Raw genomic sequence first — 11,620 nt, 5'->3', positions numbered from 1 at the left:
GACCGTTGGACCATCCGGCCGCCACAGGTCAGGCCGTCGGCCCCTCCCTCCTGCAGACCAGCTGCCAGGCCTCGGTGAACAACTCCGGGAGCGTGCCCGGGAAGAGCTCGAAAGCCCTCACCTCGCTCCCGTCGGCGCTCAGCTGCGCGCCGATCAGGGGCGCTTTCCAGGACTCCATCGGAGGCAGCGGCTTCTTGGCGTGCGCCCACGGGCCCGGCAGGAAGAGCGTGCGGCCCGCGCGGGCACGGCGGTCCTCCACCGCCAGGCCGCGTGCCACCAGCTCCGCCGCGGCCGCCTTGTGGCGGGCCGGTGTCCAGGCGTTCCAGCGCCGTACGTTCCGGTCCGACGGGACGGGGAGGACCAGGAGCTGGAGGTAGAGGGTGGCGGCGTCCTCGGCCAGGTCGAGGGTGGCGACGACGTCGGCGACCACTTCGGGGGCGCAGGCGCGCGGGTCGGACTCGTAGCGTCCCGGAGGCAGGTCGTCGGCGGTGATGCGGGCCATGACGCGGTCGCAGGTGCCGTCGGTCAGCCAGTCCCAGCGTCGGCTCCCCCTGTCGCCGTGGGTCACGCCCGCGCAGAGGACCCGGGCCGGGGAGTCGCGGCCGGCCAGCACCTTGCGCAGGTGGCGGACGGCCTCCGGCGCCCCGGTGCGTACGGGGTCACCGGCAGGGAGGTCGGCGTACGCCCACGGCAGGCCGGCGAAGACGGCGTCCGCGACGGTGTCGCCGTCGTAGCTTCCCATGACGTCCCATGCCGTGCGCAGATGGCGGTACTCGGGCGGACAGGGCCAGATCCGCAGGTAGAAGCCCGGCGGCAGGGTGGCGTTCGACGGGTCGAGGAACAGATGGCACAGGTGGGTCGCCGGCATCCGGGTCTCCAGGGCGACCGCGGACTGCCAGGTGCTCCACGGCGGGTGCGGGCGGGCTCCGTGCTGCTCCGCCCAGGCCGCTGCGATGCGCTCCGCGACACGGGCGAGGCCGCCCGGCTCCCAGAGGTCCGCGACGTCCGCGGGCATCACGTCGGCGAGCAGGGCGAGTCGGTCGTCGTCGTGCAACATCGACAACTCGGACCGTGCCGACTCGAGTTCGCCGAGCTTGAAGCCGTACGCGGCGCGCTCGTGCGCGTCGAGGAACGGCGTGTAGTAGCTGCCCGCACCGGGGTTGCCGGCCAGGACGAGGGCCGCGGCGGGGCGGCTCAGGCCGGTCGCCTCGCTCAGGGCGAGTGCCGCGTCCACGTCCCAGGGAACCGGGCCGCGCTCCCGGACGAGTTCGACGAGGCGCCGCAGCTGCCCCGAGGTGCCCCAACCGCGGTGGCAGTCCACGGCGTAGAGCGGCTCCTCGGGGCGCGGGGCGGCCTCGCCGCCGGGGAGCACGGCCTCGAAGTAGCGGGTCTCACGCCGCGCCGGCAGGTGCTGGCCGAAGGAGGCGCCCTGCTGGTCGCGGACGGTGAACGAGGTCGTTCCGGCGAGCCGGCCCAGACGGAAGCGGTAGGCCGGGTCGGCGAACGGCGTCCGCGCCCACATCTCCAGGAAGTCGAGCAGCACCTCACGGCGCTCGGGCCGGGTCGCCGGGGCGGCCGCCCGCAGCGCGACCGCGCCCATACGCCCTATGAGCTCCGTCCAACTACCGGCCGCGGGCGGACGGACCTCCCGCTCGCCCGGCTCGGGAGCCCAACTGCCCTCGATATAGCGGCCGATGCGCCTGATGTCGGCGAAGGAGTCCTCGTTCCAGCAGCCCCCGGCCCCGACGAGACCCTGCAGGGCGGCGGATGAGGCGAACCCGCTCCACCTGCGGGGGGTGTAGGGAGCGTGGGGTGCGGCCGTGTCGATCTCGTTCATACGTCCGATCATGACGGACGACACTGACAACGGGCCACGCCGGCCGTGGCCGCGCACCCGACCAGTGCGACGGCCGTGCCGAGACGGACCCGCCCGCGCGGGTCAGAAGGTGAGAGTGGGCCAGGGGACGTCGGTTTCGACGGCGGCGGTGTAGTCGACGCCGGGGACGGAGAAGCCGTAGAGGCGGCGGACTTCGTCGCTGAACCAGTCGAGGTCGGCGAGTTCGGTGATGGTGTCAGTGGTGGCGGTGGACCAGCGTTCGGCGACGGCGTTCTGCACGGCGGGGTCGAGTTCCCAGGTGTCGAGGCGGACCCGGCCCTCGTCGTCGAGGTCGAGGGGGCGGGCGCCGGTCAGCTGGTCCCACAGCTCCACCAGTTGACCGATCGGGGCCACCATGGCGTCGCCGAGGACGCCGCGCAGCAGCCCGACGTACAGGGCGATGCCCGGGATGGCCGTGGAGGACTGGGTGACGGCGGCGGCGTTGACCGAGGTCACGGCCCGGCCGCCCAGGGTCTTGCCGAGGCGCTCGTCCAACGTGCGTGCGGTGGCTTCCAGATGGGACTTCGCGGCGCCGATGGTGCCCTGCCGGTAGATCGCCGCGGTGAGCGGCGAGCCGATGTAGGACAGTGCGGCGGTGGTGAAGCCGTCGGCGAGCAGGGACCGGTCGGCCAGGAACGTGATCCACCGTTCCCAGTCGGTGCCGCCCATCACCGCCACGGTCTGCTCGACGTCGTCGCCCTCGGCCGGAGCGGTGGTGACCTCCTTCACCTCCGGGGCACCGGACTCGTCGAAGACGAGGGTCTTGGTGGTGTACGGCGAGCCGATCGGCTTGAGGACCGAGGCGTACACGTGGCCGGTGTCCGGTTCGGTGCGGCGAGGCGCGGCCACCGAGTAGATCAGGAAGTCGAGTCGTCCCCCGAACCGCTCGGTGAGGAGGTCGGCGACCTGCTCCTTCACCGTGTCGCTGAACGCGTCGCCATTGACGAAGACCATGTCCCGCCCGTGCTGTCGGGCGAGCCGGGCGGTGGCGGCGGTGCGATACCAGCCGGCCGTGCCGGTGCGCCGCGCGGGCGCCTTCTCGAAGCACACGCCGATGCCACGGATACCGACCCGGGCCAGGCCCGCGATCGTAGCGGCCAGGCCGTACCCGGCGGACGAGCCGATGACCAGAGCCACCGGCCCTTCGCCCCCGGCGGCGACCGGCGCGGGAACGGCCTGCCACATCTCGTCCACCAGCTGTCGGCAGCCGTCGGGATGGGAATCGAGGAACAGGAAGCCCCGGCTCTTCGGCGCAATGACGCGTTCGCTCACGGTGTGGTGCCCCAGGTGTGTCGTCACGGACAAGGACGCGGCGGCCGCCTCGGCCACCCCGTCCCGCCAGTCTGCGGCCGTACGGATGAACACGGTGATCTTGACCGGCACAACGATGTCCAGCCGGGCTTGGAGGGTTCCGCTAGGAAGTGAAGAGGGTCTCGTCTGCGTCGTCGAGGACGAATCCGTTGTCGAGGCGGACGCGGACGGTCACGCTGAGTTTGTGCTCCTGGTAGACGATCCACGCGGGTTCCAAGGAGCCGACCTGATCCTCGAGCTGCTTCCTGCTCCCCGGGGGCATCTGCGGACCGAAATCGTCGAGGAGCGACTTGAGCCGTACGTACTCGCGGACCTCCTGGCTCTGCTCCTGAGGATGTCGGTCCACCCGCTCGACGGTGCCCTCGGTGCCCGCTGCCAGGGACAGGAACCCGACGACGGCCCCCGTCGACGCGTCCTCGGCCAGGGTGACCGAACCAGTCAGCCTGAGGTCTGCCGCCAGCTTCACCCGCTGGCCGTCTTTGAGCGCCATCGATCCTTCATCTCTCCGGTTGGTTCGGGCCGCGGCACGCGCGCGTGGAGGACCCGGCTGCTGCCATTATCCGGACCTCCGGTTCTCGGACGTGCGGCAGTACACGTGACGCGCGTTGTCGGCCTGGCCGGAACCTGTGGTCGCGCGAGGCTGCCTGAAGATCACCGTTTCCTACGACCGGAGCGGTCGTTGCACCCAAAGATCCATTGGGGTGACTGAGCGTCACCAGCGAGTCGAAAGTGTGTGCCATCCGTGAATGTCATCTCCGAAAACCTGTGGTTTCCCTCTGAACGTTCCGTGGGGGGCCCGCTCGGTGCCCGACTCTTCTGTCTCCCGCACGGCGGGGCGGACGGGTCGGTGTTCGGGTCCTGGCACAGCATGGTGAGTCCCGGGATCGAGGTCGTGCCCGTTCAGTTGCCAGGGCGCGGGATCCGGATGACGGAGTCTCCCGAAACGTCGATCGTCCGGCTCGGCGAGCGGCTTGCCGGGCCGATCGCCGACCGGGCCGACGGACTTCCCTATGTGCTGTTCGGCCACAGCATGGGGGCCCTGCTCGCCTACGAACTCGGCCTGGCCCTCCAGGACGGTCCCCGTCCACCGGCGGCCGTGGTCGTTTCCGGCAGCGTTCCGCCGCATGTCTCCCGCAGCACCCCCGCGATGCACCTGCTCCCGGACGAGGAGTTCCGGAGCTGTCTCGGCGCGCTGGGCGGCATTCCGCCGGAGCTGCTCGCCGAGGAGGAATGGCTGGAGCTCTTCCTTCCGGTGCTGCGCGCCGACTTCGAGGCGGCAGAGACCTACCGGACCAGGAACACGCTGTCGCCCGGTGTGCGGCTGATCGCCCTCGGCGGCGCCGACGACCCGGCGGCCCCGCCCGCCGAGGTCGAACGCTGGCGCGAGCTGGGCACCGATGTGACGGTCCGGATCTTCGCCGGCGACCATTTCTTCCCCTTCGAGTCGACCGACCAGGTCCTCGCCCTCGTGTCGGCCCTCTGCCGCGCCCGCTGATCCTCGCCCCATCCGAATCGGCATCGTGAATCAAGGAATGTCTTTCATGAGCAACACATCTTTGCGACGAGGGCGCTACGGCGTCGACGGCCCGGGCTGGCTGCTCGCCCTCGGCGGCGGGGTCGTGGCACCTCTGGCGGCGGTCGCCGCGGGCGGACCCCGCCGGCTGCTGTCGATCCCAGCGGTACTGGCGGTCCCGGCAGGGCTGTACCTGCATGCGACCGTTCGGGGCAAGTTCCTCCTCTGGGAAGAGCAGTTGGACGCTCTCGACCTGCAGGGCGACGAAAAGGTCCTGGACCTGGGCTGCGGGCGCGGAGCGGTGCTGACCGCTGTGGCGCGCCGGGTGCCGAAGGGCCGGGTCACCGGCGTCGACATCTGGCGCTCGGTCGACCAGTCCGGCAACGGCCAACGGGCAGCCGCCGGCAACGCCGAGCTCGAGCAGGTCGCCGACCAGGTCGACCTGGTCACAGCGGACATGCGACAACTCCCGCTCAGTGACGGCACGTTCGATGTCGTGGTGTCCAGCATGGCGATCCACAACATCACCGGCGTACGAGGGCGCGAGGAGGCCGTGCGTGAGGCCTACCGGGTCCTCAGGCCGGGCGGCCGGATGCTCATCGCCGACATCTTCCACGCCCGCCGCTACCTGGAGACCCTGCTCGCTGCGGGCGCCGTCAACGCCACCTGCACCGACGCCGGACACCGGATGTGGTGGAGCGGGCCCTGGGCCCGGACCCTGCTGGTGAGCGCGGAGAAGCCGGCCGGCCACTCCGGTGACGACGACCGAGACGGGAAGCAGCAGTCATGAACCTCTCCGCACCCTTCCCGCAAGCGCACGGCCGTCGGCCGGGCAGCTTCGTCGACCTGCTGCGGTCACGGGCCGCGCGACAGCCCGACCGCCTCGCGTACGTCTTCCTCGACAGCCACGGCGAGGAGGAGTCCCGCCTCACCTACGCGCAACTCGACCACCGCGCACGGGTGGTGGCGGCAACCCTCCAGGCGGATGGCAAGACCGGCGACCGGGTACTGATCCTGCACCCGCCGGGCGCGGACTACCTGAGCGCGTACTTCGGCTGCCTGTACGCGGGGGCGATCGCCGTACCCTGCCACCCGCCGCACTCCCGCAACCTGGCCCGGCTCCGGGCCGTCGCCGCGGACGCGGCACCCACCGCCGCACTGACCGGCGACCGGATCACCGTCGGCGTCCGCAGGCAGCTCCTCGACGCACCCGAGCTGCGAGCCGTCACCTGGCTGCCGACCGGCGCCCTCACCGGCGACGCCGGGCAATGGACCGATCCGCTCGTCGGCACCGACAGCCTCGCGTTCCTGCAGTACACCTCGGGCAGCACCGCCGCGCCGAAGGGCGTGATGGTCTCGCACGGCAACCTGCTGCACAACTCCGCCCAGATCCTGCGGCGTACGCGGACCTCGGAGGACTCCTGCACGGTGAGCTGGCTCCCGCCGTACCACGACATGGGCCTCATCGGCGGCATCCTGCAACCCCTCGTCGCCGGATGCCCCGGAGTCCTGATGGCGCCCGGCACCTTCGTACTCGACCCCCGCCAGTGGCTGCGCGCGATCTCCACCTACGGCGCCACGGATTCCGCGACACCCCCCTTCGCCCTGGACCTCTGCGTCGAACGGATCGATCCCGCCGACGACGAGCCCCTGGACCTGAGCACCCTGGACACCGTCGTCGTCGGCGCGGAGCCCGTACGGGTCGCGACGCTGGACCGCTTCGCCGACCGCTTCGCCTGCTGGGGGTTGCGCCGGGAAGCGCTGCGGCCCAGCTTCGGGCTGGCCGAGGGCACCTTGATGGTGTCCTGCGGGGATCACCTCACCCGCTCGTCCGCCTTCACGGTCGACGTCCCCGCCCTGGAGGCGCACCGCGTCGTCCCCGGCTCCGCCGACGCCGGGCCGGGCCGGAGCCGGGACGTCGTCGGATGCGGCTCCGCCGTCGACGGGCAGCGGCTGCTCGTCGTCGATCCGGCCACGGCGGCGGTCTGCGGCCCCGAGGGGGTCGGTGAGATCTGGGTGAGCGGGCCGAACATCGCCCACGGGTACTGGGGGCGTCCGGAGGAGAGCACGGCAGCCTTCGAAGCGGAACTGGCCACCGGAGAGGGACCGTTCCTCAGGACCGGCGATCTGGGGTTCATGCGCGACGGCGAACTGTTCGTCACCGGCCGCAGCAAGGACCTGATCATCGTCCGGGGCCGCAACCTCTACCCGCAGGACATCGAGCGCTGCGCGGAGCAGAGCCATCCGGCTCTGCAGGCCAACTCCTCGGCCGCCGTGACCGTCGACGACGACGGGGCGGAACACCTCGTACTCATCGCCGAGATCCGACGCGGGGCGGAGCTGCCGCCTGCGGCCGAGGTCGCACGGGACCTCGGCCGGGCGATCGCCGCGGAGTTCGACGTCCGCCTCCACGGCCTGGTCCTCGTGCGTACCGGCACCATCCCCAAGACCTCCAGCGGCAAGATCCAGCGGCGGGCCACCCGGCAGGCCCTCCTCGACGGCACCCTCACCGTCGTCGGAGAGTGGACCGCCGGTGCGGCCACCAGCCCGTTACAGCCTCTCGCCGGCCACCGACACAGCGCCGTCGAGGCATATCTGAGCGGCCTGATGGCGACCCTGGTGGCGGACTGCGCGGACGGACCCGACCGGGAGCGCCCGCTGCTGGAACTGGGCCTGGACTCGCTGGCCACGCTGCGGCTCGTCGGCCGGATCGAGCGCGACCTTGGCGTGGACGTCTCCGACGCCGTGTTCGACGGCGATCCGACCATCGCCACACTCGCGGCCACCGTCCTCCAGCGGCGTCCGCAGGGGCTCCCCCTCACCGACGGCGGCCTGCTGATTCCGGCCGAAACCCCGCCCTCCACCACAGCGACCACCACCGAACCCGGCGCCACCGGCATTTCGGCCGTGTCCACGTCGGCCACCGCCGGGGCCGCCGAACCCGCCGTCCCGCACACCCCCTTCCCCCAGACCGACACCCAGCAGGCGTACTGCCTGGGACGCACGGGCGCCTTCGAGCTGGGGAACGTCTCCACCCATGTCTATCTGGAGTTCGACGCCCCCGACCTCGACCTGCCCCGGTTCGAAAACGCCTGGCGGCGGGTGATCGACCGGCACGAGATGCTGCGGGCCGTCATGCTGCCCGACAGCAACGAGCAGCGGATCCTCTCCGAGGTGCCCCCGTACGAGATCCGGGTGACCGATCTGCGCGGCCGCGAACGGCACGAGGCCGAGGCGGAGCTGGCGGCCACCCGGGACCGGCTGTCGCACGAGGTACGTCCGGCCGACCGGTGGCCGCTGTTCGAGGTCGCCGCCACCCGGCTGGACGAGGGCCTGCGCATCCACCTCAGCGTGGATTCGCTGATCGCGGACTTCTCCTCAGGGCGGCTGCTGTTCGACGACCTGTCCCGCTTCTACGACGAACCGGACGCCCGGCCGCCGGCCCCGGAGAAGACCTTCCGCGACCACGTGCGGGCCGAGGCGGAGCGGCGCGACGGAGCCGCGTACCGGCGCTCGCGCGACTACTGGTGGAGCAGGCTGCCGCAGCTGCCCCCGGCACCGCAGCTGCCCGCCGCCGCCCGCGCCGGATCGATCGACCGGCCGCGGTTCACCCGGCGGGAGACCACACTGCCCGCCGAGCTGTGGCAGGACCTCAAGGAACGGGCAGGACGGGCCGGACTGACCCCGACCGGACTGCTGCTCGCGGCCTACGCCGAAGTCATGGCCGGCTGGAGCACCAGCCGGCACTTCACGCTCAACGTGCCGCGCCTCACCCGGCCCGTGGACGACCCCGGGTACCACGAGGTGTTCGGACAGTTCGCGTCCTTCACCCTGCTGGAGGTCGACTTCCGCACCGGCGCCACCTTCCGGGACCGGGCCCGCGGGCTGCAGCGGCAGCTCAGGTCCGACCTACGGCACCAGGACGTCAGCGGCGTGGAGGTGCTCCGCGAACTGATGCGGCTCCAGGGCGGATTCGACCAGGCGCTCATGCCGGTGGTCATGACCAGCAACCTCGCCTTCGCCACCGCGGCGAGGACACCGCTGGAGGAACTGCTCACCCCGGTCTTCGCCGTCTCACAGACCCCGCAGGTCTCCCTCGACGAGCAGGTTCACGAAGAGGAGGGTGCGCTGCTCCTGAACTGGGACGCGGTCGACGAGCTCTTCCCCGCCGGACTCCTCGACGACACGTTCGCCGCGCACACGGAACTGCTGCACCGGCTCGCGACCGACGAACGCACCTGGTCGCGGAGCAGGCCGCTCGCCCTGCCACCCGCACAGGGGGAGCGGCGCCGGAGGAGTGCGGGACCGACCCGCGCCGTCCCGGACATCCAGGTGCAGAACCTGTTCGAACGACACGTGGCCGCCCGCCCCGACGCCCCCGCGGTGATCGCCCCGGACCGGACCCTGTCCTACGCCCAACTCGACACCGCCGCCCGGCAGGCCGCCGACTGGCTCCGCGCGCACGGTGCCAGGCCCGGCCGACTCGTCGCCATCGTCATGGACAAGGGCTGGGAGCAGATCGTCGCCGCCTACGCGGTGCTCTTCTCGGGCGCCGCGTACCTGCCGATCGACCCGGACCTGCCCGGCCCCCGCCTCCGTCGGCTGCTCGACAAGGGCGAGGTGGACCTCGTCCTCACCCAGTCATCGCTCGACGACACCCTGGACTGGCCGACCGGAACGCTGCGGCTCTGCCTTGACCGGCCGCTGCCCGCCGTCACCGGCGCACCGCTCCCCTCCGGCGGCAGCCCGACCGACCTCGTGTACACGATGTTCACCTCCGGCTCGACGGGCGAGCCGAAGGGCGTGATGGTCAACCACCGGGCACTCGTCAACTGCCTGGTGGAGACCATCGAGGCGTTCCGGATCGCCGAGGGCGACCGCTGTCTCGCGGTGACCGCGCTCCACCACGACCTGTCCGCCTTCGATGTCTTCGGCGTGCTGGGCGCGGGCGGCACGGTGGTCGTGCCGGCCGTCGCCGACCGCCGCGACCCGGTGCACTGGACCGAACTGATCGTCACGCACCGGGTCACGGTGTGGAACTCGGTGCCGGCCATGATGGACATGCTCCTGGAGAGCGGCGGCGCAGGCGACCGGCTCACCTCGCTCCGGTTGGCCGTGCTCGGCGGCGACTGGATCCCCCTGACCGTGCCGCGCCGACTGGCGGAGTCGGCACCGGGCATCGAGGTGGTCTCCGTCGGCGGCCCGACCGAGACGACCGTGTGGAGCATCTGGTACCGCGTCGCCGAGGTCGATCCGGCCTGGCGGAGCATTCCGTACGGCACCCCCATCGCCAACGTCGCCTACCACGTACTCGACGAGCAACTGGGGGAGTGCCCGGACTGGGTGACCGGCGAGATGTACGTCTCCGGCACCTGCCTCGCCGACGGCTACTGGCGCGACACCGAGCGCACCGACGCGGTGTTCACCGCACACCCCGACACCGGGGAGCGGATGTACCGCACCGGGGACCTCGGCAGGTGGCGGCCGGACGGCACCATCGAGTTCATGGGCCGGGCCGACTTCCAGGTCAAGATCCGCGGCCAGCTCATCGAACTCGGCGAGATCGAGGCGGCACTGCTCGCCCACCCCGCCGTCGCCTCGGCCGTCGTCACCGCCACCGGCCGCCACGACCGGCCCGGCCACGACGGCCTGGTCGCCTACGTCATCGCCCCGTCAGCCGGTGCCGCCGGGCCGGATGCGGCCGGGCCGGACACGGCCGACGTCGAGGAGGCCCGCCGCAGCGGCATCACCCTGCTCGACCCGTTGAGCCGGGCCACGTTCAAGCTCGCCCGGCACGGCCTGCGCAGGGAACCCGAACGGCCCAGGGTCGTCCTTCCGCGCGTGCCGGACGAGCCGTCGCCGCGCCGCAGTGACCGGGCGTTCCTCGCCGAGCCGATCGCCCTCGCCGAACTGAGTGACTGCCTGGGCGTCCTGCGTCAGGACGAGGTGGACGGGCTGGCCAAGTGCCGCTACCCGTCCCCCGGCGGGCTCTACCCGGTCCAGACGTACCTGCATGTGAAGGCAGGTGCAGTGTCCGGCCTGCCGGCGGGAACGTACTACCTCGACCCGCAGGAGAACGCGCTGGTCACCCTCGACGAGGGCGCGACGGTCGACGCCGGGATCCACGCCGCGCACAACCGCGCCGTCTTCGAGGCAGCCGGCTTCAGCGTGTTCCTCGTCGCCGACCTCGACGCGATCGAGCCCATGTACGGCTCGCTCGCCCGCGAGCTGTGCCTGCTGGAAGCCGGGTACATGGGGCAGGTCCTGATGGACCGGGCGGCGCGCACCGACATCGGCCTCTGCCCGATCGGAGCGCTCTCCTTCGACCCGGTCAGGCGGCTGCTCGGGCTTGGCGAGCGCCACGTGCTGGTGCATTCCATGCTCGGCGGCCGCGTGGACCGCAGCGTCCCCGCCCGGCCTGCCGCGCCGCTCGCCGAACGGCTCCGGGGGTGGGTCGGTGACCGGCTGCCCGCGCACATGGTCCCCGATCACGTGGTGACCCTGGACAGCTGGCCGCTGAGCGCCAACGGCAAGGTCGATCGACGTGCTCTGCCCGCCCCCAGGCAGGCCGGTGACGTGGCCGGGTTCGTCGCGCCGCGCACACCGACCGAAGAACGGCTCGCCGCCCTCTGGTGCGAAGTCCTGGACCTGCCCCGGGTCGGTGTCCGCGACAACTTCTTCGAGCTCGGCGGGAACTCCCTGGCCGCCACCCGGCTGGTCGCCCGGATCCGCGACGGGTTCCGGGTCGCGATCAGCCTGCGCGAGATGTTCACCTCCCGCACGGTCGCAGAGCTGGCGGTCACAGTCGACCGGCTCCGAAGCGAGACGAGCGAGGCGAGCGAGGCGAGCGAGGTGAGCAGGTGAGCAGGTAGAGGCAGTCGGGCAGGTCGACGACGGTCCGGTCGGGCCCCGTTCCGGCG

General features: G+C 72.0%; 6 protein-coding genes. 3 read left to right on the top strand and 3 right to left on the bottom strand.

Annotated features, from left to right (window positions below; translation table 11 throughout):
• Window positions 1-28 precede the first annotated feature (28 nt).
• The 3 genes from ACFV9D_RS23855 to ACFV9D_RS23845 all read right to left on the bottom strand — a co-directional run bounded on the left by ACFV9D_RS23855 (window position 29) and on the right by ACFV9D_RS23845 (window position 3,677).
• Window positions 29-1,837 (bottom strand): hypothetical protein, encoded by a 1,809-nt coding sequence (locus ACFV9D_RS23855; protein WP_385149683.1) that lies wholly within the window; start codon window positions 1,835-1,837, stop codon window positions 29-31.
• A gap of 102 nt (window positions 1,838-1,939) precedes the next feature.
• Window positions 1,940-3,148 (bottom strand): enoyl-[acyl-carrier-protein] reductase FabV, encoded by a 1,209-nt coding sequence (gene fabV, locus ACFV9D_RS23850; protein WP_385149897.1) that lies wholly within the window; start codon window positions 3,146-3,148, stop codon window positions 1,940-1,942.
• 142 nt (window positions 3,149-3,290) lie between these two features.
• Window positions 3,291-3,677 carry a hypothetical protein gene (locus ACFV9D_RS23845; RefSeq protein WP_385149680.1) on the bottom strand — a complete coding sequence of 129 codons (387 nt, stop codon included), beginning with the start codon at window positions 3,675-3,677 and terminating at the stop codon, window positions 3,291-3,293.
• A gap of 243 nt (window positions 3,678-3,920) precedes the next feature.
• Here ACFV9D_RS23845 and ACFV9D_RS23840 point away from each other — a divergent pair, with 243 nt between their 5' ends.
• From ACFV9D_RS23840 to ACFV9D_RS23830, 3 genes are read left to right on the top strand one after another with little or no spacing between them, the layout of a single operon-like run.
• A complete protein-coding gene (locus tag ACFV9D_RS23840; RefSeq protein WP_385149678.1) occupies window positions 3,921-4,682 on the top strand; it encodes a thioesterase II family protein in 762 nt (253 codons plus the stop codon).
• 46 nt (window positions 4,683-4,728) lie between these two features.
• On the top strand, window positions 4,729-5,490 hold the full coding sequence (locus tag ACFV9D_RS23835) for a class I SAM-dependent methyltransferase (protein ID WP_385149675.1): 762 nt from the start codon (window positions 4,729-4,731) through the stop codon (window positions 5,488-5,490).
• Window positions 5,487-11,564, top strand: coding sequence for an amino acid adenylation domain-containing protein (locus tag ACFV9D_RS23830; RefSeq protein ID WP_385149672.1), 6,078 nt, complete (start codon window positions 5,487-5,489; stop codon window positions 11,562-11,564). Before ACFV9D_RS23835 ends, ACFV9D_RS23830 begins: the two co-directional genes overlap by 4 nt.
• The last annotated feature ends 56 nt before the right edge of the window (window positions 11,565-11,620 follow it).

It is taken from the genome of Streptomyces sp. NPDC059875 (genome assembly GCF_042731085.1).
In the GTDB taxonomy this organism is placed as follows: domain Bacteria; phylum Actinomycetota; class Actinomycetes; order Streptomycetales; family Streptomycetaceae; genus Streptomyces.
The sequence above is the reverse complement of the archived record's forward strand: the minus strand, read 5'-3'. Positions and strand labels throughout refer to the sequence as shown.

Excerpts from the sequence above, each read along its gene's own strand:
- ACFV9D_RS23855 (WP_385149683.1), bottom strand. The coding sequence starts at position 1,837 with ATGAACGAGATCGACACGGCCGCACCCCACGCTCCCTACACCCCCCGC.
- ACFV9D_RS23845 (WP_385149680.1), bottom strand. The coding sequence starts at position 3,677 with ATGGCGCTCAAAGACGGCCAGCGGGTGAAGCTGGCGGCAGACCTCAGG.
- ACFV9D_RS23835 (WP_385149675.1), top strand. The coding sequence starts at position 4,729 with ATGAGCAACACATCTTTGCGACGAGGGCGCTACGGCGTCGACGGCCCG.
- ACFV9D_RS23830 (WP_385149672.1), top strand. The coding sequence starts at position 5,487 with ATGAACCTCTCCGCACCCTTCCCGCAAGCGCACGGCCGTCGGCCGGGC.